The sequence below is a fragment of the Kribbella sp. NBC_00359 genome (genome assembly GCF_036097425.1).
Taxonomy (GTDB): Bacteria; Actinomycetota; Actinomycetes; order Propionibacteriales; family Kribbellaceae; genus Kribbella.
On sequence record NZ_CP107975.1, the window covers coordinates 2,797,348 to 2,819,382 of the forward strand.

24 protein-coding genes are annotated in these 22,035 nt (G+C 69.3%); 13 read left to right on the top strand and 11 right to left on the bottom strand.

The annotated features are described in order from the left end of the window. The first annotated feature begins 2 nt into the window (after positions 1 to 2). On the top strand, positions 3 to 860 hold the full coding sequence (locus OG876_RS13755) for a hypothetical protein (protein WP_328525228.1): 858 nt from the start codon (positions 3 to 5) through the stop codon (positions 858 to 860). A gap of 68 nt (positions 861 to 928) precedes the next feature. Here OG876_RS13755 and OG876_RS13760 read toward each other — a convergent pair whose 3' ends face one another. Beyond that, entirely contained in the window at positions 929 to 2,149 is a 1,221-nt protein-coding gene (locus OG876_RS13760) for a hypothetical protein (RefSeq protein ID WP_328525229.1), read from the bottom strand. Positions 2,150 to 2,315: 166 nt separating this feature from the next. Between OG876_RS13760 and OG876_RS13765 the strand changes: the two genes are divergently transcribed. Both OG876_RS13765 and OG876_RS13770 read left to right on the top strand, forming a co-directional pair. Then, positions 2,316 to 2,831 carry a SigE family RNA polymerase sigma factor gene (locus OG876_RS13765; RefSeq protein ID WP_328525230.1) on the top strand — a complete coding sequence of 172 codons (516 nt, stop codon included), beginning with the start codon at positions 2,316 to 2,318 and terminating at the stop codon, positions 2,829 to 2,831. Continuing rightward, complete coding sequence (locus OG876_RS13770; RefSeq protein ID WP_328525231.1) at positions 2,831 to 3,805, top strand: hypothetical protein; 975 nt, start codon at positions 2,831 to 2,833, stop codon at positions 3,803 to 3,805. The genes OG876_RS13765 and OG876_RS13770 overlap by 1 nt, the downstream gene beginning before the upstream one ends. A gap of 37 nt (positions 3,806 to 3,842) precedes the next feature. Here the strand turns inward: OG876_RS13770 and OG876_RS13775 are convergent, their stop codons facing one another. Together OG876_RS13775 and OG876_RS13780 are read right to left on the bottom strand one after the other, a co-directional pair. Then, a complete protein-coding gene (locus OG876_RS13775) occupies positions 3,843 to 4,349 on the bottom strand; it encodes a DinB family protein (protein ID WP_328525232.1) in 507 nt (168 codons plus the stop codon). Then, complete coding sequence (locus OG876_RS13780; RefSeq protein WP_328525233.1) at positions 4,349 to 5,140, bottom strand: helix-turn-helix domain-containing protein; 792 nt, start codon at positions 5,138 to 5,140, stop codon at positions 4,349 to 4,351. The genes OG876_RS13775 and OG876_RS13780 overlap by 1 nt, the downstream gene beginning before the upstream one ends. A 112-nt stretch (positions 5,141 to 5,252) precedes the next feature. On the opposite strand from OG876_RS13780, the gene OG876_RS13785 reads away from it, so the two are divergent. Next, positions 5,253 to 5,615 (top strand): nuclear transport factor 2 family protein, encoded by a 363-nt coding sequence (locus OG876_RS13785; protein WP_328525234.1) that lies wholly within the window; start codon positions 5,253 to 5,255, stop codon positions 5,613 to 5,615. 87 nt (positions 5,616 to 5,702) lie between these two features. Further along, a complete protein-coding gene (locus OG876_RS13790) occupies positions 5,703 to 6,452 on the top strand; it encodes a phytanoyl-CoA dioxygenase family protein (protein WP_328525235.1) in 750 nt (249 codons plus the stop codon). 4 nt (positions 6,453 to 6,456) lie between these two features. Here OG876_RS13790 and OG876_RS13795 read toward each other — a convergent pair whose 3' ends face one another. After that, positions 6,457 to 7,314, bottom strand: coding sequence for an aminoglycoside phosphotransferase family protein (locus tag OG876_RS13795; RefSeq protein WP_328525236.1), 858 nt, complete (start codon positions 7,312 to 7,314; stop codon positions 6,457 to 6,459). Between the two features lie 87 nt (positions 7,315 to 7,401). On the opposite strand from OG876_RS13795, the gene OG876_RS13800 reads away from it, so the two are divergent. Both OG876_RS13800 and OG876_RS13805 read left to right on the top strand, forming a co-directional pair. Then, positions 7,402 to 8,196 (top strand): methyltransferase domain-containing protein, encoded by a 795-nt coding sequence (locus tag OG876_RS13800; protein ID WP_328525237.1) that lies wholly within the window; start codon positions 7,402 to 7,404, stop codon positions 8,194 to 8,196. A 430-nt stretch (positions 8,197 to 8,626) separates the two neighbouring features. Next, complete coding sequence (locus OG876_RS13805) at positions 8,627 to 9,379, top strand: hypothetical protein (RefSeq protein WP_328525238.1); 753 nt, start codon at positions 8,627 to 8,629, stop codon at positions 9,377 to 9,379. A 155-nt stretch (positions 9,380 to 9,534) separates the two neighbouring features. Here OG876_RS13805 and OG876_RS13810 read toward each other — a convergent pair whose 3' ends face one another. The 3 genes from OG876_RS13810 to OG876_RS13820 all read right to left on the bottom strand — a co-directional run bounded on the left by OG876_RS13810 (position 9,535) and on the right by OG876_RS13820 (position 11,538). After that, positions 9,535 to 9,849: a hypothetical protein gene (locus OG876_RS13810; RefSeq protein ID WP_328525239.1), complete on the bottom strand. Its 315-nt coding sequence runs from the start codon at positions 9,847 to 9,849 to the stop codon at positions 9,535 to 9,537. Beyond that, positions 9,846 to 10,040 (bottom strand): hypothetical protein, encoded by a 195-nt coding sequence (locus OG876_RS13815; RefSeq protein WP_328525240.1) that lies wholly within the window; start codon positions 10,038 to 10,040, stop codon positions 9,846 to 9,848. Before OG876_RS13815 ends, OG876_RS13810 begins: the two co-directional genes overlap by 4 nt. 298 nt (positions 10,041 to 10,338) lie before the next feature. Then, on the bottom strand, positions 10,339 to 11,538 hold the full coding sequence (locus OG876_RS13820) for an MFS transporter (protein ID WP_328525241.1): 1,200 nt from the start codon (positions 11,536 to 11,538) through the stop codon (positions 10,339 to 10,341). A gap of 67 nt (positions 11,539 to 11,605) precedes the next feature. Here OG876_RS13820 and OG876_RS13825 point away from each other — a divergent pair, with 67 nt between their 5' ends. The 3 genes from OG876_RS13825 to OG876_RS13835 are packed head-to-tail and all read left to right on the top strand — an operon-like array spanning position 11,606 to position 13,613. Beyond that, a complete protein-coding gene (locus OG876_RS13825) occupies positions 11,606 to 12,022 on the top strand; it encodes a helix-turn-helix domain-containing protein (RefSeq protein ID WP_328525242.1) in 417 nt (138 codons plus the stop codon). A gap of 56 nt (positions 12,023 to 12,078) precedes the next feature. Beyond that, a complete protein-coding gene (locus OG876_RS13830) occupies positions 12,079 to 12,591 on the top strand; it encodes a SigE family RNA polymerase sigma factor (protein WP_328525243.1) in 513 nt (170 codons plus the stop codon). A gap of 11 nt (positions 12,592 to 12,602) precedes the next feature. Then, positions 12,603 to 13,613, top strand: coding sequence for a hypothetical protein (locus tag OG876_RS13835; protein ID WP_328525244.1), 1,011 nt, complete (start codon positions 12,603 to 12,605; stop codon positions 13,611 to 13,613). 41 nt (positions 13,614 to 13,654) lie between these two features. On the opposite strand, the gene OG876_RS13840 is transcribed toward OG876_RS13835, so the two are convergent. The 4 genes from OG876_RS13840 to OG876_RS13855 form a co-directional block, all read right to left on the bottom strand. Beyond that, complete coding sequence (locus OG876_RS13840; RefSeq protein ID WP_328525245.1) at positions 13,655 to 14,185, bottom strand: dihydrofolate reductase family protein; 531 nt, start codon at positions 14,183 to 14,185, stop codon at positions 13,655 to 13,657. 119 nt (positions 14,186 to 14,304) lie between these two features. Next, the gene (locus tag OG876_RS13845; protein WP_328525246.1) at positions 14,305 to 16,797 is read right to left on the bottom strand and encodes a Tex family protein; all 2,493 of its coding nucleotides are present in this window, start codon (positions 16,795 to 16,797) and stop codon (positions 14,305 to 14,307) included. A gap of 175 nt (positions 16,798 to 16,972) precedes the next feature. Beyond that, positions 16,973 to 18,454 (bottom strand): DHA2 family efflux MFS transporter permease subunit, encoded by a 1,482-nt coding sequence (locus OG876_RS13850; RefSeq protein ID WP_328525247.1) that lies wholly within the window; start codon positions 18,452 to 18,454, stop codon positions 16,973 to 16,975. Between the two features lie 61 nt (positions 18,455 to 18,515). Further along, entirely contained in the window at positions 18,516 to 19,151 is a 636-nt protein-coding gene (locus OG876_RS13855) for a DUF624 domain-containing protein (RefSeq protein ID WP_328525248.1), read from the bottom strand. 77 nt (positions 19,152 to 19,228) lie between these two features. Here OG876_RS13855 and OG876_RS13860 point away from each other — a divergent pair, with 77 nt between their 5' ends. The 3 genes from OG876_RS13860 to OG876_RS13870 are packed head-to-tail and all read left to right on the top strand — an operon-like array spanning position 19,229 to position 21,910. Further along, complete coding sequence (locus tag OG876_RS13860; protein WP_328525249.1) at positions 19,229 to 20,308, top strand: substrate-binding domain-containing protein; 1,080 nt, start codon at positions 19,229 to 19,231, stop codon at positions 20,306 to 20,308. A 34-nt stretch (positions 20,309 to 20,342) separates the two neighbouring features. Continuing rightward, the gene (locus OG876_RS13865) at positions 20,343 to 20,759 is read left to right on the top strand and encodes a hypothetical protein (protein ID WP_328525250.1); all 417 of its coding nucleotides are present in this window, start codon (positions 20,343 to 20,345) and stop codon (positions 20,757 to 20,759) included. Next, positions 20,756 to 21,910 carry a hypothetical protein gene (locus OG876_RS13870; protein ID WP_328525251.1) on the top strand — a complete coding sequence of 385 codons (1,155 nt, stop codon included), beginning with the start codon at positions 20,756 to 20,758 and terminating at the stop codon, positions 21,908 to 21,910. Before OG876_RS13865 ends, OG876_RS13870 begins: the two co-directional genes overlap by 4 nt. Positions 21,911 to 22,035 lie beyond the last annotated feature (125 nt).

Sequence of the window (22,035 nt, forward strand, 5' to 3'; positions counted from 1 at the left end):
CGATGATCGAACCGGGCCGGAAACGGCGGATGACCGGGATCCTGGTGAGCGGACTCGCGGTCGCGGCGGTGGCCGGCGTCGCGATCGCGGGGACTGCGATGGCGCGCAGCGGAAGGCCGGATGTGGCGGCCGCGGGCGGTGGCCCGGCAACGCCGGTCCTGCAAACGCCCGCGACACCGAGCGCCGCGCAGACCCCTGTGCCAGCGACGCCGAAAGTCACGCCCGCTGACACCCCGAGGATTGCGCAGACCCCAGTGCCGAGCAGCAAGGTCGTCGTACCGAAGCCGAAGCCGCAGAAGCCGCAGGAGCAGCAGCCACCGGCGGATCCGGTCGCCGCGTGCAAGCAGTGGTTGAAGGACACCGGAGAGGGCAAGCCCGGCAGCCGGGCGAAGGCCGTTGCCCGCCTGGACGGTACGCCGGGCACCGTGCTGATCCTTGCCGACAGCAACTACTGGGCCGGGTGCGACACCGCCTTCGCCCGGACCGGCGGCGGCCAGGGCTCGATCCGGCAGCCGACCCAGCTCGCCAACCCGGCGCCTGGCGACGCGGAGGCCTTCACCGTCGCGAACAACCTGATCCCGATCAACGGCAAGCAGTACGAGTACTACTGGGCCGCCGGCCAACTGCCGTCCGGTGTCACCAAGATCTCGTACGCCTTCCCCGACGGCCGCACCACGAACGCCGTCATCCAGGGCAAGTACTGGCTGATGCAACACCAGACCGCAACGCCATGGAAGGAAGGCACAGCGCCGACCACGCTGATCAAGGTCACGCTGTACGGCGCCAACGGCCACGCCCTGCGCGACTTCCTCCTGGTCTGGGGCGAGGACACCTGCGCCCAGATCACCCACGGCTGCTGACCCCGGAGCCGAAGCGGCGGCCGCACGCTCACCGAGCGCGCGGCCGCCGCCGTGGGAGGGGTGATGGTTCAGCAGGCGCCGAAGGATCCGGCCGACACCCAGGCCTTCGCGACGTACATGCCGGCGTTGACGCGCAGCCAGATGTTGCTGGTGCCCTGCGAGCCGGTGACGCTCTGCCCGGTGGTCTGGCACTCGACCGTCACCTGCGCCGACTTGCCCGCCATGCCGACGACCGCGCCGGACGAGCTCGCCGAGTTCCGGATGTTCAAGTAGCCGGACGAGATCGAGACCGTGCCACGGCCGCCGTCGCCGGTCCACAGATAGGTCACGTCCACGAACCCGTTGTCCGGCAGCGCCAGCGCGTCCCAGAACACGCCGTCCGCGAGGTCGATCCCGGCCGGGTTCGCGACGGTCCGGCCGAATTGGTCCTTCCCGCCGTTGTAGCCGTTCTGGTACGCCGCCTGTGCTTCAGGCTTGCCCTGCGGCAGGTCCTTCCACATCTCGCGGGTCGCACTCGGGTTCCAGTAGTCGTCCTTGGTGTTCCACGGGCCGACGTCCCACACCGGCTCGAAGGCGCAGCGTGAGGCTGTGCAGACCTTGACGGAGTACGTGCCGGAGCCGTTGCCGGCCAGTCCTCGTCGTGACGGCAGCGCGACGAAGTGGTCGCGACTCACGATCACGTGACCGTTGGCCGTCGTACCGCCGACCAGGCCTTCGCGGGTGGCGAAGACCCGGGACTGCAGCGGCGCGGCCTGGATGGTCATCCCGCTCGAGGCCGCCTTGTCGGTGGGCTGAACGGTCACGTCACCGACCCACGGGCTTGCGCCGGTCGGTGGTGCACTGACGATGATCCGCAGCTGGACCAGATCACTCGCGCCGGGCAGGGCGGTCGGCGTACCGGCCTTGGCGGCCGTCCATTCGGACCACCTGCCGTTGACCCAGGCCCGTACGTCGACCTCCGCCGACGAACCGTCCGGCGTGCCGGTGGTGTAGCCGGCGACGACGGCCGAGGTGGCGGCGCCGAAGCGGACCGGGGTGAGCTCGGCCAGACCGGAGCGCTGCTTGATCTCGGTCGAGCCGACCGCGGCCGGGGCATCGCCGAGGACGATCCGGTTGCCGTCGACCTTGACGTTGCTGGATCCCGGGACAGGTTGTGCGGCGACGACAGCGGGGTCGGTCTCCGCGGCGGAGCTGGGCAGGGCGATGGCGGCGAGCGGCGCGATCGCGAGGGCGGCGGCCAGGCAGGCGATGGCCTGCCGACGGGCTTTGATACTTCGGGTGACACGCATGGGCGGAACCTCCGGGGCGGTGAAGGTGTGTGCACCCAATGTGACAAATAAAGCGTACCCCTGCATAGCCCGTGAATAAATTTCTTCGAAGGAGTTGGTGACCGAACAGAACCCGATCGATCACCCAGTGGGTTTGTACCGGTGTGACAGAGGCAGAGGAGAATCGATGACCCGGACCGCGGACGCCGACTTCGAGCGCTTCGTGTTGGCGCAGTCGACCCCCTTGCTCCGCTTCGCGGAGATGCTGTGCGGCGATCGGCACACCGCCGAGGACCTGGTGCAGCAGGCGTTGATGCGCTCCTATCCGAAATGGCACCGGCTGAGCGGCGACCCGTTGCGGTACGTACGGCGGGTGCTGGTCAACCGATTCCTCACGCAGGCCCGCCGGCGCTGGAACAACGAAGTACCCAGTGACCCGGTGCAGAACGATTGGGACCAGCGAGCGGTAGCGGACTTCGCCCAGGACGTGCAGACCAGGGAGGCCGTGCTCTCGGCTCTCGCCGGCCTGACCGTCCGGGAGAGAGCCGTCGTCGCGCTGCGCTACTCGCAGGATCTCTCCGAGGCCGAGACCGCCGAGCTGCTCGGTATGGCGGCCGGGACCGTGAAGAGCACGGCTTCCCGGGCGCTGGCCAAGCTGCGTCTGGCACCCGACCTGATCGATACCGGAGTTGGAGGAAACTGATGAGTGACGAGCGGATTCGCAACGCTCTCGACTATGACCTGGAGCCGTGGCAGCCCGACCCCGCCGACCTGATGCGGCGCGGCAAGCGGCTGGCCTGGCTCCGCCGTGGACTGGCCGCGGCGGGCGTCACCGCTCTCGCCGGAACCGTTGCGACGGTGTCCGCCGCGGTCGGGGGACCGTCCGACGTGAAGAACCTGCTGGCTGGTGGCGACAAGCCGCCGGTGCCGGTGGTGGTCCCGACGGCGGCTCCGCAGCCGCCGTCGATCGACCCGACTTGCCTGCCGAGCAAGCCGGCGCTGCCGAAGGTGAAGGTCTCGATCGACAAGACCATCGACCCGAACAGCGTGCCGACGACCAAACCGAGCCTGCCCGGCAAGCCGGCCCTGCCGTCCGTGCCGACCACCCTGCCGTCGCTGCCGGGTAAGCCGTCCCTCCCGACGACGAAGCCGTCGCTGCCGTCGCTCCCCCAGGGCAAGCCGACGCTCCCGACTGTCAAGCCGAGTCTGCCGGGGAAGCCGACGCTGCCGACCACGAAGCCGACGCTTCCGGCGAAGCCCACGCTGCCGATCGCCAAGCCGACGCTGCCGGGCAAGCCCACGCTTCCGTCGGTGCCGACCGGCAAGCCGACCCTTCCGAGCAAGCTGCCGGTTCCGACAGCCGCGCCGTCGCTGCCCGGCAAGCCGGTCCCGACTCCGTCGGTGGCTGACTGCGTGCACGGCGTGCCGACCGACAAGCCGTCCCTGCCGCAGGCGAAGCCGAACCTGCCGGGCAAGCCGTCGCTGCCGACCACCAAGCCGTCCGTGCCGAAGCCCGCCGTTCCGACGGTGAAGGTCACGGTCACGGTCGACCCGGGCAAGGTGTCGCACCCCGGCACGAAGCCGTCGCTGCCGACGCTCCCGACCACGAAGCCGAGCCTCCCGACCCCCAGCCTCCCGACCACACTCCCCACCGGCCACCCCTCCTCAAGCCGGTAGGGAACCTCGGTCGCCGGCGAGTAGGCACCCCGCAGTCCTACTCGCCGGTGACCCCATCTATCAGTTCCCGCGCGACGTCCAGTTGGCCGGTGTGCCGCGCGTACTCCTGCAGGACGTGGAACAGGATCCAGTTCAGCGTCGGGCGGTCGTCGGCGTCGAACCGTCCACCGGCGGCGCCGAGGGTCGCCGGATCCACCCCGGCGACCAGCCGCCGGGTGAGCTCGCCGCCCTCGTACAGCGCGGCCAAGAGACCCTCGAGAGTGTCGTCCGGACCGATCTCCCACCGGCCGTCCGGATCGTCGCCCGAGTCGCCCCAGGGGTGATCGACCGGCTCACCCGCGAATCCCCAGCGCAGCCAGCGTCGCTCCACGAATGCCAGATGCCTGAGCAGCTCCAGGGGCGACCAGCCCGACGGCAGACGACTGCCGCGCAGATCCTCCTCGCGCAGGCCCGTCAGCTTCGTCTCGATGACGCCGCGGTAGTGGTCGAGGTACCACAGGTGGAGCTCGACCGTGTCGGCCAGATCGCGCGGCGGAGTAGTCATCAAAGCGCCCTGAGGTACTCGGCCGTCTCCGCGTCGGCCGGGTAGAAGGACTCGATCATCAGCTCCGACACCGTGACGTCGAGCGGCGTGCCGAAGGTGGCGATCATGGTCAGCAGCGACAGCTCGTGGCCGTTGTGCCTGAGTTTGAACGGTACGACGACCTCGGCCGGCCCCGGATGCGCCGGCCGGTCGTCCACGGCGTACTGGCGGAGTTCGTCGTACAGATCCTGGAGCTCGGGGTCGGCGGTGCTCGCGGCCTGGCGTTGCAGGCTGGCGAGGGCGGCGGCGCGGACGTCGGCGATGTTGCCGATCCGGCGGGCCAGGCCGTCCGGGTGCAAGGTCAGCCGGAGCGCGTTGATCGGTGCCTGGAGCAACTTTTCGTCGACGCCGGCGGTGAACAGCTGGATGCCGGCGTTCGTCTCGACGATGTTCCACCAGCGGTCGACGACGAGGGCCGGGTACGGCTCGTGGGCCTTCAGCAACCGGCGCAGCGTCGTGCGGATCGCGAGCATCGCCGGTGAGTGCAGCGACGCCTCGCTGTAGATCGGCGCGAATCCGCCGGCCAGCAGGAGCTGGTTGCGATCCCGCAGCGGTACGTCGAGATGCTCGGCCAGCCGCAGCACCATCTCGCGACTCGGCCTGGACCGGCCGGTCTCCACGAAACTCACGTGCCGGGTGGACACCTCGACCCGGTTCGCCAGCTCCAGCTGACTGAGCCGGCGGCGCTCCCGCCAGCCACGCAGAAGCTCACCCACCGGGCGCTGGAACGTCTCCTCGATCGTCGCTGCCATGGTCCGACCGTAACCGCTCGCATAGACAACGCCATTACCTCTGACGTCATCGACCGGAGGAGCGGACCGGCGGCAGGGTTCTGGTCATCCGAACTTACCGAGGAGGAAAACCATGAACGCCAACGCTCTCGCCGACCAGTACTTCGCGATGTGGAACGCCGCCGACGCCGACCGCCGGGCCGAGCTGATCGCGGGGACCTGGACCGAGGACGCGATCTTCGTCGACCCGAGCTTCGAGACGAACGGCCACGACGAGCTGAACAAGCTGGTCGGCGCCGCGCAGCAGATGTTCCCGGGGCTGTCCTTCGTCCGCATCGGCGACATCGACGAGCACCACACCTACCTGCGCTGGACCTGGCACCTGCAGGCCGATGGCCAGGAGCCGGTGGCAGGCGGCACGGACATCGTCGTGCTCGCCGAGGACGGCAAGATCAGGAAGCTGATCGGCTTCCACGACTTCGCCCCCGCGCACTAGGGCGTCCCACCTCGTTGACCGGGGCATCGATCGCCAGGGCCTGTTAATTGGGTGGCAGGTCCTGGCGGCCCGGCGCAGCATGGGTGGATGCTCAGCGCCCAGGATCTGGAAACCTTCGAGCGCGACGGGATCGTCAAGGTTCCGGCGGCGTTCTCGGCCGACGACGCCGCGCGGATGCGGGACGTGCTGTGGTCCGAACTGAAGAACCGGCACGGGATGGATCGGGACGACCGCTCGACCTGGACGACGCTGCGGCCGACCGGACTGAAGACCACCAAGCGGCACCCGGTCGCGAACGCGATCCTGGGCCCTCGGCTGCGGTCGGTGCTCGACGACCTCCTTGGCCAGTGGAAGCAGCCGCCGCATCAAGGTCAGGTGCTGGTCACCATGCCGACGGGCGAAGGCTGGGTGGTGCCGCATCGCCAGTGGCACACCGATGTCGGCTTCGACCAGCCCGCGGACGAGTTGGCGGCGGTGAAGATCTGGGCCCTGCTGGATGACCTCGAGCCTGGCGGCGGCGGGACTCCGCAGGTGGCCGGTTCGCCCCGGGTGATCGCTCGCTACCTGAGTACGACGGACGAGCGCGAGTTCACCGCGATCCGCGACCAGGTGCTGCGGTCCGATCCGTGGTTCCGCAGCCTGACCTCGGCCGGCGAGCGGCCGGTCGATCCGATGGTCGAGGCCGATCTCGACGGACTGCCGGTCCGCGTGGTCGAGCTCACCGGTCGCGCCGGTGACGTCTACGTGACCCATCCGTGGATCCTGCATTCCATCGCGCCCAACGCGAGCGAGACTCCACGGATGATGCGCAGCCGCTTCATCTGGAAGTCCGCCTGAGCGGTCAGAAGGCAGCGACCAGCCGGGCGCACCGCACCGGGTCCTCGGTGAGGCCGGCCGACAATCCCCAGAGCCAGTAGTCGACCGTCCGCCAGACGACCCAGTCCCGCGCGCGATCCCGATCCAGACCGGCGGCGTCCACGGCGGTGTCGAAGTGCGGCACGATATCGGCCATCTCGTCCAGGCGCGTCCACAGCACGCGGCCGAGGTCGTACGCGATGTCGCCGCGGAACAGCACCGGATCGACTGTCAACCACGGCTCCCGGGAGCCCGCGAGTACCTGGTCGGAGTGGAAGTCGCCGTTCACCGCGAGATCTGACGTGGTCTCCGCCAGGCCCGGGGCGACGCGCATCGCCTCCCGCAGCACACTGACGTCGAACGGCTTGCCCAACTGCTCCCACTGCCGCTCCAACTCGGCCGAGCGCCGGGCCACGATCGCAGTCGTCGACGGCACATGATCCGGAGCCGGTACGGCGAACCGCCGCATCAGGTGCCCCAGTACGGCGACCGCCTCGTCGACCGGCCGACTCGTCAGCGGCGTCGTCAACCGCTCCAGCAACATCGCACCGGCTTCGACGTCAGCGTCGTACAGCAAGACCATGCCGCGCCCGTCCCACCACCGCAGCGCTCGGGCATGCTCCTCGACCTCGCGGCCGGGCGGCGACATGCGTAGTACCAGGTCGTCCCCACCCCGCGTGACCGGCACCACGATCGCGTTCGATCCGTGCGCGATCGGCCCCGCGATCTCCAACCCCCACCGCGCACACTGCTCATCGACAGCCCGGGTCAGCCCACCCAGCCAGTCCGCGCCCTCCGTCCACCAGCGCGGCATCCCCAGGAACTCCTCAGGCAGTTCGATCACCCGGACAAGTTAGCCGCGACAGTACTGGCGACGCGCCCGAATTACCGAGGCCTCCCAGACGGCGGGATGGCGGACCATGATGTGGGCATGGGCGGAGAGGCTGGGATGGGCGGGTTGCAGTTCGATCCGGAAGTGTCTCGGAAGACCGAGGCGATGTACACGACGTCAGACATGGTCGAGCAGCGGCGGATCGTGCGGGTGGCGCTGGCGTTGCGACCGGGGGATCGGGTGCTGGATGTCGGCGTCGGGCCGGGGTTGCTCGCGGCCGAGATGGCTGAAGAGGTGGGGCCGGCCGGGCGGATCTGCGGGATCGACATCAGCGACAGCATGCTGGCGATCGCGAGGACCCGCGCCGGCGCGGGACCCGGGGTCGAGTTGGAGGCGGCGTCGGTGATGCGCATCCCGCATCCGGCCGAGAGCTTCGACGTGGTCGTGTCCACCCAGGTCTTCGAGTACGTCGACGACGTGGCCGGCGCCTTGGACGAGGTCCGCCGGGTGCTGCGGCCGGCGGGTCGCGTCGTACTGCTCGACACCGACTGGGCCTCGATGGTGTGGCGGTCGAGTGACGACGCGCGGATGGCGCGGGTGCTGACCGCGTTCGAGGACCATCTCGTCGATCCGCATCTGCCCCGGACGCTGGCCGACGGACTGGCCAAGTCCGGTTTCATGCTCACCCACCAGCAGGTGGTGCCGATCCTCAACACCGGGTACGACAATCGGACGTACAGCGCCGGCCTGATCGACATCGTCTCCGGGTTCGTGCCCGGCCATGGCGGCGTCACCGCGGACGAGGCGCGCGCCTGGGCCGACGACCTGCGCCGACTCGGGGCCGGCTACTTCTTCAGCCTCAACCGGTATCTGTTCGTCGCGTCGGCGTTGTGAGTGCCGAGCTCGGCGAGCGCATCCTGGGATAGATGCGCCCGCCGGGCGCCGGTCGTTCTCCCGCCCCTCAGTGGGAGAACTCGCGGCTCGGTGAACACCACCCATGCCCGAATGGCACTGACCGAACCGCGGGACCACATAGAGGTACCCCAATCGCGCGCGGCTCACACACCCCGGCACGCGGACCGGACGGAAATCTTCACGTTTCTCAAACCTTCGGCCCGGATGTGTCTCGACCTGTGACCTGGGTCCCGCCTACGCTGGACGGCGATTTCGCGTGCCGGGGGAGGTACGCGGACGTCAGGGGGAGGAAACACGATGCCGGATGTGTTCGACGACGAGCTGTCCGAGGCCGACCTGGACGAACTGGAGGCGCTCGGGGCCGCGGAGGACGCGGACCTGATCCTCGGCCCGGTCAGCGGTGAAGCAGATGCCTGAGGCAAGGATCGTCTGGCGGGGCTGGGCGCTGAACAAGCGGACCGCGGCGATGGTCGAGGCCGCGGAGAAGCTGTACAAGTCGAAGTTCGCGATCCTGCAGGGGTCGTACAACAAGGGTGGTGTGGAGGCGTCGGCCGGCACCCACGACGGCGGCGGAGCGATCGACATCGACGTACACACCAAGAGTGTCGCGCAGCGGGTCGCCGTCGTGAAGGCGATGCGCGCGGTCGGGTTCGCGGCCTGGTTGCGTACGCCGGCGCAGGGCAACTGGCCGTATCACGTGCACGCGATCGCGGTCGGGGACAAGGATCTGTCCCGCGGCGCGGCGACCCAGGTCGCGGAGTACCACCGCAAACGCAACGGACTGGCCAACCGGGGCAGGGACGACGGGCCGCCCGGGTTCTACGGGATGACCTGGGAGCTGTACCTCAAGGCGCACGCGCCCAAGCAGCCGGTGCCGGACTCGACCATCTCGCTGGCCGCGATGGCGTACGCGCGGACGCACGACGCGATGACCGGGGTGTGGGGCGCGGACCGGGCCCGGGTGATCGCCTGGGCGGCGCATCCGAGGGTCGGCGCGATCACCAAGGCCGAGACCGTCCCGCCGGCCGGTGTGCCGTGGCACCTGCACTTCCAGCGGGTGATCCGCAAGGTGCAGGTGCACTTCAAGCTCGAGGACACCGGCAGCTTCAACGCCGCGGTCGCCACGGTGATGAAGCGCTACGGCTACACGATCGTCGCCTGAGCCGCCGTACCGACGACAAGGCCCCACCGGTAGCAGCCGGTGGGGCCTTGATAGTCCACTACCGCCCGGGCATCCCCGGTGCAGCTGTGGAGGTGGAGAGCGGAACCGACGCCGATGCAGGGGTCAAGACGTCAGCTCCGCTTGCCTGTGTGGAGTTATCTCGAGTCGACCGCCCAGACCTGCGCCTGGTGGAACTCGAGGTGTTGCTGCATCGCTGCCGGGGTCGCGACCGTGCCGAGGTGGTTCATCGTCGGTACGACGACCGCACGGACGTCGGACCGCTTCACTTCCTCGAGCAGTGCGTTGAAGGCGGCGGACTCGGCCGCGTCGCGCTCGGTGTACACGGTGCCGAGGGTGAAACCCTCCGCGCTGGCGAACGCGGCGAGCGAATCCGTCGCCGCGGCCAGCTCCTCCGCGCAGCTCAGCGCGTCGGCCCGTACATACCCGAGCAGCGTCGGCCGGGTGGTCATCGTCCCGGCTCCGCGGTGCTCTCCGCCAGCACCGGCTCGCTCGTCACCCGGAGGGAGGCGAACCGCCGCCGCATGGCCTCTTCGTACTGCGCTGCCTGGTCCGCCGTGGCAGTGTGGTCCGCGATCGGGTGAGCGCCGAACCAGACCCGCACCCGACGGTGCGCGGCAGGGATTTCGAGCGTCTCGGTCATCAGCGGTCCTTCTGCGTGTCGGTCGGCGCCCCGGACGGCTTTGTCCGGTGCTGAGATAAAGAACACCTCACCGGCAGGTCCCTCCGGAATACTTCCGAAGGGACCTTTACAGAGCCCTAACGCAGAGTAGGGAAACCTTCGAATCCGCTGGTCAGGGCCCTCTCAGACGGGCCCGAACGGGGCCGCAAAACCCCTGTCAAGAAGGTTTGCAGTAATTTACCAATAACGATTCGGCGACCGTGCCTTTTCGACCGACGCAGAATATATGACGTCCTGCTAACCGTTCGCACCCGGTTGCTCACGCACCGGTAGAAATTCTGGTGAAAGCCGCCGGATGACCCGGTACGACGGTCAGCGTCAAGGGTGCCGCGAGGACGGCGAAGGCCGCCATCAGGTTGAGGGTCAAGGGCAGGCCCAGGACGAGCGTCACGGCCGGGGCGGCGAGGGCGCCGATCAGGAGGGCGAGGGAGTCGGCGGCGAAGAAGAGCGCGCCGACGCGACCGAGCATGGCCGCCGGTGCGGTCCGCTGGATCGTGGTCCCTGCGGTGATCAGAAGGATGCTGCCAGGGAGGCCGATCAGGCCGGCGGCGACGACTGCCCACGGGATGCTCGGGGCGTTGAAGAGGGCGAAGAAGGCCGCGGCGGTCGCGAACTGGGTGACGGCGAGCAGGTCGCGAGTCCCCAGCCAGGTGGCGGCCCTCGTGCTCAGGGCGGCGCCGATCAGGTAGCCGGCGCCGAGGCCGGAGATCAGGTAGCCGACGACGTAGCCGGGTGCGTGCAGCCGGCCGACGGCGAAGGGGACCAGGAGTGCGGTGAGGCCGGCGTTGGCGGTGAGGAAGATCGTCTGGCCGATGAGGACTCCGCGGAGTGCTCGGTGCCGGACGACGTACCGGAATCCTTCGAGGGGTCGTGAGGCCTCTCGGCTGGACGGGTGTCTGCGGGTCCGGACGGTCGAGATGATTGCCGCCGACAACAAATAGCTGGCGATGTCGACGGCCAGGACGAACTCGATGCCCGGACCGGCCAGCAGCAGTGCGCCGAGCGGTGGTGCGGCGAGCCGGATCGTGCTGCTGGTAAAGGCGTTCAGGGCGTTCGCGGCGGTGAGTTCGTCGCCGGTGCCGACGACTGCGGGGAGTAGGGCGCGGGACGCCGGCCGGAACACCATCGTGGCGATGTTCTCGGTGAGGATCGCCAGGTAGATCAACCAGATCCGGTCCGCGTCGGCGAACAGGATCAGTGCCACCGCGGCGGCGCTGACCAGATCAGCGATCCACATCGCCCGGCTCAGGTCCCAGCGATCCAGCAGTACGCCGGCCCACGGTCCGAGCAGCAGGGCCGGCAGCGCCTCCAGGGCGAGCGTGAGGCCGGTGGCGACCGTGGATCCGGTCAGCGCGAATACGTAGAACGGGATCGCGACCACCAGCAGCCACGAGCCGATGCCGGAGATTCCGCCGCTGATCCACAGGCGGCGGAAGTCGCGGTTCCGTAGTGTCCTCACGGCCTGGGAAACTATCTTGACGAGATAGATCTTGGCAAGAGTGTTCTGTGAGAATAGGCTGACGGTCGTGGAACTGGGTGAGCTCCTCCGTGAGCGGCGCAAGGCGGCCGGGCGGACCATCGCGTCGGTCGCCGTCGACGCTGGACTGTCCGTGCCCTACATCGCGAACCTGGAGAACGGGCGCGGCAATCCGACCGTGGCCGCGCTCGACCGGCTCGCCACCGCCCTGGGGACCCGGCTCGAGGTCGGCATCGCCGACGAGCCACCTCATGCGTCCCAGGCGTCACAGGCCTCGGCTGACTTGTTGAGCGGCTCAGATCGATCCGGCCAGGTCATCAGGGTCTTGGCGGTGGCGCAGTCGCGGTCCCGATCCGCGGTCCGGGCCGACGTGATCCGGGCCGTCGACGGGCTCACCGCCGTACTCGGTCGTCCGTTGTCGGATGCGGACCTGAACCGGCTCCTCGACCTCCTGCTGCTGGCCTGATGCAACCCCGGACGACCCGCTGCCCGTACTGAGGGGACAAGGGAGAGTGAGGCGCGATGGTGGATCGGGATCGGGAGTACGTCGAGTTCGTCGCGGCGGCCAGTGGGGCGTTGCGGCGGACCGCGTTCCTGGTCTGCGGGGACTGGCATCGCGCCGACGACGTCGTCCAGGACGCGCTGTACAAGTTGTACCGCTCCTGGTCGAAGGTGGATCGCGGCGGGAACCCGCTCGCGTACGCCCGTCGCGTCGTCGTCAACGCGGCCCTGGACAGCGGTCGGCGCCCCTGGCGCCGGGAAGTGCCGATCGCTGACCTGCCCGCCGACCGGGTGCTGCCGGGCGATCACGCCGATGAGCACGCCAAGCGCGACGAGGTCCTGACCGCGCTCGGCGCGCTCGCGCCGCGGCAGCGCGCCTGTGTGGTCCTGCGGTACTACGAGGACCTGTCCGTCGAGCAGACCGCCCAGATTCTGGGCTGCTCGGAGGGCACGGTGAAGAGCCAGGTGGCGCGTGGACTCGAAACTCTCCGGATCGCCATCGACCGGGCCCGGCAGACGGACCGGGCCCTGTGAAGGAGAACGAGATGGATGACATCGGCGCCGAACTCCGCCGCCTCGCAGGCGCGGATCCGCTGGACCCGATCGACGCACCCGCCCTCCTCGCCCGCGCTCACCGCGGCCGCCGCCGGCGCCGGCTGCTGTCGGCCGGCGGAGGTGTCGCCGGCGTCGCCGTGGTCGCGATCGCCGCGAGCCTGCTCCCGAACCTGAACACAGCCGACAAGCAACCTGCTGTGACCGGTACGAATGCACCCGCGACCCAGTCGGTGCAGCCCGACTTCACCCCAGTGCAGGGCGTTCCGCGCGGCGAGGCGGGTGCCGGGATGAAGCTCACACTCGCCGAGGCGACACGGCTGTGCACGCTGCGGTACCCACAGAACAAGCGTCCGCTCAGACCGAACTTCTTCTGGTCGACGACCCATACAGTGCCGTACGCGCAGCAGCAGGGCGACCGGTTCGCGGTGTGCACGATCCCCGGCGGGGATCAGCCGTCAAGCGCGCTCGCCGCAGCGGCCCGGCGCGACCCGATGCCGGCCGAGGCGTCAGCCCAGCTGAGGAACTGCTCGGTGCTGTTCTGGACCGACCTGAGGAACTGGCGCGTGATGGCGTCGGACATGGCGCCCGGGCGAGTGACCAACCTGATCGCGGTGTCTCCATCGGGCCGCAAGTACGTCAACTGCGCGCTGGTCCCGAAGCCGGACGGCACCGCGACTCCGGCCGGATCCGGGCCAGGCATCTACGCCGTTGACGCCGGTGGTCGGCTGAAGTTCGACGACCACTTCGCGCAGTGGTACGTCGGCTACAGCCAGGGCTGCACCGGGTGCGAGACGAAGTACTACAACGGGACCGGGCGGACCGACTCGAACATCGCGCGGATCCGGATCGCGCCGGTCGGCAGCCGCAACGTCCACGACATCACGCTCCACGACGGCTGGTTCGCGTTGTCCTGGTTCGACCCCGACCCGCACGGCACCGGCAAGGTCACACTCACCGCCTACGACAAGAACGGCAACGTCCTGAAGGTCGTCCACAGCTGAGGGTGCGCACGCCGGCTACGAGGTCACCGACTGATCTGCTGTCATCGGTAGGTCAGCAAGACGACGCCGCCGGCGAACGCGCGGCTCCCCGTCAACCGGAGGCTGCGCCCCGCGCCCTCCGTGAACAACCGCCGTCCGCTGCCGACCACCGTCGGATAGACGAACAGCCGGTACTCATCCACCAGGTCGGCCGCGATCAGTTGGTGGGTCAGCTGGATGCTCCCGGTGCACACGATGTCGCGGCCGTCCGACTTCTTCAGCTGTCGTACGTCGTCCAGTCCGCGGAGGATCGTGGTCGGCTCCCATCCGGGGACCTGCAGCGTCGTGCTCACGACGTACTTGTGGACCTGGTCGAGGTACGCCGCGACGCCGGTGGTGTCGTCCGTCTGCTTCGGCCAGAACTCACGCATATCCTCGAACGTCTGGCGTCCGGTCAGGAACGCGTTCGCCCGGGCCGACTGCTCCCGCACCGCCTCGAGCACATCCGGCCCGCCGTCGGCCGGGCCGAACCAGTCGCCCGCCTCGATCACGCCGTCGACAGTGATGTTCTGGGTGACGATCAGATCGCGCATCAGGTTGTCCTCCTCGGTGGCTTCACGGCGGTACGTCGGAGTCGTCCGCGTCGTCTCGACATCGGAACGCGCACACGCCCGCCCCCAGGTGCTTGGGGCGGGCGTGTGGCGTAGCTGGATCAGCGGACGGTGAAGCCGGCCTTTCGGAAGGCGTCGGCGAGGGACGTTTCGTCCATCGGGGTTTCGGTCTGGGAGCCACCACGACCCTGGCCGCCGCCAGGTCCACGGTTCCCACCGCGACCGCCCTGGCCACCTTGGCCACGTTGGCCACCCTGACCACCTTGGCCGCCGCCACGGCCTTGACCGCCCGGCTCACGACCCTGACCGCCGGGACCACGGCCTTGGCCACCTGCCCCGCGACCTTGGCCACCCGCCCCGCGACCGCCCTGGTTGCCGGCACCACGGTTGCCCTGGCCGCCCGGCGTACGGGCGCCGCCGCCGACCTCGTCGTCGAGGCGCAGGGTGAGCGAGATGCGCTTGCGCGGGATGTCGACCTCGAGCACCTTCACGGTGACGATGTCGCCGGGCTTGACCACCTCGCGCGGGTCCTTGACGAAGTTCTTCGACAGCGCGGACACGTGCGCGAGCCCGTCCTGGTGGACGCCGATGTCGATGAACGCGCCGAACGCGGCCACATTGGTGACCTGACCCTCCAGCCGCATCCCCGGCTTCAGGTCGGCGAGCTTGTCGACGCCCTCGGCGAACACCGCCGTCTTGAACGCCGGCCGCGGGTCCCGCCCGGGCTTCTCCAGCTCGGCCAGGATGTCCGTCACCGTCGGCAGGCCGAACATGTCGTCGACGAAGTCCGCCGCCTTCAGCCGCTTCAGCTCGGCCGACCCGATCAGCGCCTTCACGTCCTGGCCGGTCGCGTCGAGGATCCGCCGTACGACGGGGTAGGCCTCGGGGTGCACGCTGGACGCGTCGAGCGGGTCGTCGCCCTCGGGGATCCGGAGGAAGCCGGCCGCCTGCTCGAACGCCTTCGGGCCGAGCCGCGCGACGTCCTTCAACGCGGTGCGGGAGGTGAACGGACCGTTCTGATCGCGGTGCAGGACGATGTTGTCGGCCAGGCCCGGCGTGATCCCGGAGACCCGGGTGAGCAGCGGCGCGGACGCGGTGTTGAGGTCGACGCCGACCGCGTTCACACAGTCCTCGACCACCGCGTCGAGCGAGCGGGACAGTGAGTTCTCCGGGAGGTCGTGCTGGTACTGCCCGACGCCGATCGACTTCGGGTCGATCTTCACCAGCTCGGCCAGCGGGTCCTGCAGCCGGCGCGCGATCGAGACCGCGCCGCGCAGCGACACGTCCATCCCGGGCAGCTCCTGGGACGCGAACGCGGACGCCGAGTACACCGACGCGCCGGCCTCCGACACGACCGCCTTGGTGAGCTTCAGTTCCGGGTGCTTGGCGATCAGCTCCGCGGCCAGCTTGTCGGTCTCGCGCGACGCCGTACCGTTGCCGATGGCAATCAGCTCGACGTTGTGCGCGGCGGCCAGCGCAGCCAGGGTGGCGATCGACTTGTCCCACTGGTTCTGCGGGACGTGTGGGTAGATGACGCCGGTGCTGACCACCTTGCCGGTCGCGTCCACCACGGCCACCTTCACGCCGGTCCGGAAGCCCGGGTCGAGGCCCATGGTCGCGCGGGTGCCGGCCGGGGCGGCCAGCAGCAGGTCGCGCAGGTTGGCCGCGAACACCCGGATCGCCTCGTCCTCGGCGACCTGCCGCAGCCGCATCCGCAGGTCGATGCCGAGGTGCACCAGGATCTTCGTCCGCCAGGCCCAGCGGACCGTCTCGACCAGCCACTTGTCGGCGGGACGGCCCTGGCTCTCCACGCCGACCTTGCGGGCGATGGTCGACTCGTACTCCGTCGGTCCGTCGACCTCGACGCCGGCCGGGAGCGGCTCGACGGTCAGCGTCAGTACGTCCTCCTTCTCGCCGCGGAACATGGCGAGAATCCGGTGCGACGGCATCTTGGTGAACGGCTCGTCGAAGTCGAAGTAGTCCGAGAACTTCGCGCCGTCGGTCTCCTTCCCCTCACGCACCGCCGACGCCAGCCGGCCCTGCGTCCACAGCCGCTCGCGCAACTCACCGATCAGGTCGGCGTCCTCGGCGAACCGCTCGACCAGGATCGCCCGCGCGCCGTCCAGCGCGGCCTGTGGGTCCGGGACCTCCGCGTTGACGAACACCGCGGCGGCCGCGATCGGCTCCACGTCCGGGTCGGCCATCAGCCCGTCGGCGAGTGGCTCCAGGCCGTTCTCCCGGGCGATCATCGCCTTGGTCCGGCGTTTGGGCTTGAACGGAAGGTAGATGTCCTCGAGCCGCGACTTGGTGTCCGCGGCGAGGATCGAGGCCTTCAGCGCGTCGTCGAGCTTGCCCTGACTCTCGATCGACTCGAGCACCGTCTGGCGGCGCTCCTCCAACTCGCGCAGGTAGCGCAGGCGTTCCTCGAGCGTGCGCAGTTGCGCGTCGTCGAGCATCCCGGTGACCTCTTTGCGGTACCGCGCGATGAACGGGACCGTCGATCCCTCGTCCAGCAGCGCGACCGCTGCCCGCACCTGATTCTCACCGACCTCCAGCTCTTCGGCGATCCGCTGCTCGACCGACTGCACCACCACTGTCCGATTCCCCTCTACCGACAACAAACCCACGGCACCCACACCCGCGTGAGCCATATCCTTCCCCATCCCACCCCCCACCCCGAAACCCCCATCCCAACTCTGTGGACAACTCCCTCCGTACGGCGAACTCCCCGAGACCAGCGTGGTCTCGGGGAGTTCGTCGTGAGGTGGGTCAGGCGGCTTCGAGGATGGGGTCCTCGTTGGTGGAGTCGGCCGGCTGCTTGGCTGGGCGCATGACCGTCACGGCGATGGCTACCGCGGCGGCGACGATGAGGGCGGCAACGGCGAAGGAGAGGTGGTAGCCGTCGGTCAGGGCCTCCAGGGTGGGCTTGGTGTCGGCGACCGCGGCGGTGCGAGTGGCGGACAGCGTCGCCAGGATGGCCAGGCCGAGGGCGGCGCCGACCTCGCCCATGGTGCCGATCAGACCGGAGGCCAGGCCCGCGTCCTCGGGCTTGACGTCGGCCATCGACAGGCCCATCAGCGCCGGGAAGCAGATGCCGCCGCCGAGACCCAGCAGGACCAGCACCGGGAGCACGTGGACGAAGTAGTTGCCACCGACCGGAGCCTGCGTGAACAGGGCCAAGCCGACCACGATCAGCGAGAGTCCGGCGATCAGCGGGCGGCGCGGGCCGAACCGCATCACCAGCTTCTCGGAGTACCTCACCGACAGCAGTCCCATCACCACAGTGGTCGGCAGGAACGCCAGTCCGATCTCGAGAGCGTCGTACCCGAGCACTCGCTGCAGGTACAGCGAACCGAGGAAGAAGATGCCGAACATGCCGGACGCGGACAGCGCCTGGATCAGGTTCGCACCGGTCAGCGTCCGGGAGCGGAAGATCCGCAGCGGGACCAGCGGGTTGGCGGCGGTCGCCTCGCGGACGATGAAGCCCGCCAGGAGAACCAGCGTCACGACACCGAACACCACAGTCCGCGGGGCGGTCCAGCCCAGCTCGGCGGCCGGCTTGACGATGGTGAACACACCGACCATCAGCGCCGCGGTGATCAGCACCGCACCCGGTACGTCGGTGCCGCGGCCCAGTCCGAGGCCCTTGTCCTTCTCGATCAGCTTGACGGCCAGTGCGGTCGTCAGCACGCCGATCGGCAGGTTCACGAAGAAGATCCAGTGCCAGCTGATCGCCTGAGTCAGAACACCACCGGCGAGCAGACCGATCGAGCCGCCGGCCGACGCCACGAAGGCGTACATGCCGATCGCCTTGGCCTGCTCCCGCGGTTCCGGGAACAGTGTCACGATCATGCCGAGGATCACCGCGGACGTCAGCGCACCGCCTACGCCCTGGATGAACCGGGCGATCACGAGCACCTCCTGGGACCCGGCCAGCCCGCACAGCACCGAGGCGGCGGTGAAGACGATCAGTCCGGCCACGAAGATGTTCCGACGGCCGAGCAGGTCACCGAGGCGACCGGCCAGTAGGAGCAAACCGCCGAACGCGATCAGGTAGGCGTTCACCACCCAGGCCAGCGAGGAGCTGGTGAAGCCGAGGTCGTCCTGGATGGCCGGCAGGGCCACGTTCACCACGGTGACGTCGAGCACGATCATCAACATGCCCGCGCACAGTGTGTAAAGGGCCAGCCAGCGCGAGCGGCCGCCCTGCGCGGCCGGCGAAGTCGCCAGGGAGTCGGTCGTCGCGTACATGTCTATGTCTCCTTGAAGTTCGTCGTTTGGGCCTTACACCCTTACGTCGAACCAGGAGCCCTCAGATTGACACGTCCTCAGAACTTTTTTCCCGGCGCACCCGCGACAGCCAGTACGCCGTCAGTCCCGGCACCAGCCCGGATCCGACCACCAGCAGCGTCGGGACCTGGGACGCGAGCGCGAACCAGGTGAGCAGTACGACGACCCCGCCGGCGACCGGGATCGGGCGGCGGAGCAGGAACAGGTTCGCGGACCGGAAGACGGTCTTCATGGTCGCGGTCTCGGGCGCGTCCGGGAGGACGGCCAGGCCGCTCAGGTAGAGGCCGAGGATCATCCCGGTCAGCGGGATCAGGACCGCGAGCGCGAAGACCCGCGCCGCGCCGCCGGAGTACGCCCAGAACGAGAGTCCGAACGCGAGCAGTACGCCGCCGGCGTACAGCCCGAAACCGGTCAGCCAGAAGCGGCGCATCGCCCAGCCGAACTCCTTGAAGTACCGCCGCAGCAACCGCGGCCGGTCCTGGCTGATCGCGTCCGGCAGCACCCGCTGCAGCGCGAACGCCGCCGGGAACAGCGTGATGATCCCGAAGCCGAGCACCAGGAAGACGAGCTGCAGCATCAGCAGGTCGCCGATCGTCGACAGCTTCGCCATCACGGTGTTCGTTCGGCCGACGCTGCCGTCACGTGGGGGAACAGCCACCGATTGCCTCCTCGTTCCGCGTGGGCGCTGGTTGATCGTATGATCACAAACAATCACCCGAGATCACAGGGGACCGCATGCTTGCACCGGAGCGCCACGAGCTGATCCTGCGGAGCCTGCGCCGGCACGGCCGGCTCCGGGTGGCCGAACTGGTCGCCGAGCTCGGCGTCTCCGCGATCACAGTACGCCGGGACCTGGCCGAACTGGACGCGAGCGGCCTGCTCCGCCGGGTGCACGGCGGCGCGATCGGGGCCGGCCCGGCCGACCAGCAGGCGCAGGGCAGCCGGCTCACGATCGGGATCGTCGTACCGAGTGCGGCGACGTACTACTCCGACGTGATCCGCGGCGCCGAGGCCACGGCCGGCCGGTACGGCGCCCGCCTGGTGCTCGGGGTGTCCGGGTACGACGTGGTGATGGAGCGGGAGCGGATCGACAAGGTGCTCGGGATCGGCGTGGCCGGGCTGCTGATCAGCACCGCGCTCGGCGACGGGGACGCGGACAGGCTCGACGCCTGGCTGGACGAGATCGACGTACCGGTGGTGCTGATGGAGCGGGCGTTCGGGTTCCCGCAGGTGGCGCGCGAGTACGACCATGTCCGCACCGATCACGCGTACGGCGCGATGCTGGCGCTGCGGCACTTCGCGGCGCTCGGGCACCGCCGGATCGCGATCAACCTGCAGGCGACGGTGACGGCGTACTGGCTGCGGCGCGGGATCGAGACGGCCGCGGCGGCGCTCGGGGTCGAGGTGTTCCTGTCGCCGGTGGATCTGCCGGCTGCCGGTGACGATCCGGCGGCGCTCGCGCAGCTGGACGCGTTCCTGGCCGAGTGTGAGGCGTTCGGGAGCCGCGCGGTGCTCGTGCATTCCGACGAGCACGGCGCCCGCCTGGTCGAGCGCGCGATGGAGCGCGGTCTGCGCGTTCCGGACGACCTCGCCGTGATCGCCTACAACGACGTGACCGCCGCCCTGGCCGTCGTACCGCTGACGGCGGTCTGCCCGCCGAAGTACGCGCTCGGCGAGACGGCCTGCGAGCTCCTGCTGCGCAAACTCCAGTCCAAACCCGGACCCGTCCAGCACCTCAGCCTCCTGCCGCACCTCAACATCCGAACCTCCTGCGGCGCGCTCGAACCGGCCGCCGTTGGCCGCTCGGCCAGGTAAATTCGAAGGTCGCTACCAGGACGAAGGGCAGGACATGGACTACGACCAGTTCCGGACCGAGTACGACCCGGTCTTCGACGTCCTCGACGCCGAAACACTCCCGGACTGGCTACCGGCCGCGGTCACCCGCCTGAAAGACCTCGCCGCCACCATCGAAGACCCCGCCGACCGCCGCTCCGCGGAGAACGACATCGCCGACATCGAGGGCATCCTGTCCGAAGCCTCCGACGGCCCCCCGATCTCCCCGGCCATGATGGAAGCCATCCGCGTCCACTCCGCTGCCGGCGTCGGCGACGGCACTCCAGCCGAACGCATCGCCCGCGCGGAGGCCGGCATGGCCGAGATCAACCGCATCGCCGAGAGCGTCCCGCGCACCGAGCAGGCGCCGATCCTCGAGCTGAACGAATCCCTGTACATGCTGATCCTGGCCCTGGAACCCGACAGCAGGTGAAGGTCACCAGCTACCAGGAGCTGATGGCGGAGCAGGCCAGGTCCGCCGTCCGGGTTTCTGGTGCGCACCACTCGTCCTGGAACGGTCGGCACGTCGCCGCCGCACCCGAACGCAAGGTTCGCGGAGCGGTGACGTGGGACAACACGATCGAGTACAACGACGAGAAGGTGAACGCTCCGATCAAGGAGATGTTCGCCAACGCTCGCGTGTACAACCAGGACGCCGAGACGCTGCAGTGGTACCGCGAGGCGGTCAAGACGGTGTTCCACGAGAACACCCACCTCCTCGCGGCCGAGGGGAGCGACCACCCGGACGCCATGCAGGCGTTCAAGGACCCCAGCGTGCGTGCGCTGGAGGAGGGCGTCACCGAGGTCCACAGCTACGACAACCTGAACCGCTACATCGACGACCTCGGGCTGGAGGAGGTCGCGCCCGGAATCAGCTCGGCGGACGCGGACCCGTCGTACCGGCAGTTCACCCCGGCCGCGCGGAGATTCACCGAGGCGATCGGACGCGACACCGGTCTGGGCTCCGTGGAGGTGGTCCGCAGGCTTGCCGTTGTCAACGCAGAGCAGAAGTTCCGGGTTGCGGCCGAACTTCTGTACGACAACAGCGAGCTCCCGGGAATGGTGCCGGACCAGGAGAGGGACGCGGCCGTTCGGCGGATCGAGGCGGCGATGAAGCCGGCCTTCGCCGGGGTCGACGATCTCAGCAAGCTGGACGGCGATCAGCTTCGCCGGAAGTCCGCGAAGGCGGGCGCGGCCGCCGCCCGGGCAGGCCAGGACGAGATCCGGACCCTGAAGCAGCAGTGGAACATGCCGGCGCCCGAGCAGCAGGTGCAGCGGGCGGTCGGGCCTGAGCAGAATCGCGCGAGTCAGCAGGGGCCTGCTCAAGGAGAGGCTCAGGGCCGAGGTGCTCGGGGTCCAGGTGCTCAGGGTCCAGGGCCGGTGAGTGGGCCTCAGGAGCCGATGCGAACCAGCGGGCCTCAGCGCCCGGCGTTGCCGCCTGATCTGGCGGCTGCGGCTCGGGCTGGGTTGGGCGGGTCGCAGCCGTTGCGCTCGGCGACTCGGTTGGCCGCGGACCAACAGGGCTCGCGGCGGACGACCACGACCCCGGGGCACGAGCGTCAGGATCCGGGCCGCCAGGTCTGATCTGTTCCGGCTGGTGAGCGCACTCCCAGCAGACCACTGACCGGCCCTCTGGACGGAACTTTGATCGATTTAGTTCCGCGAGTGATCGGATTTGATCATTCGAGCTCTGAGGCCTTGACGAGGAA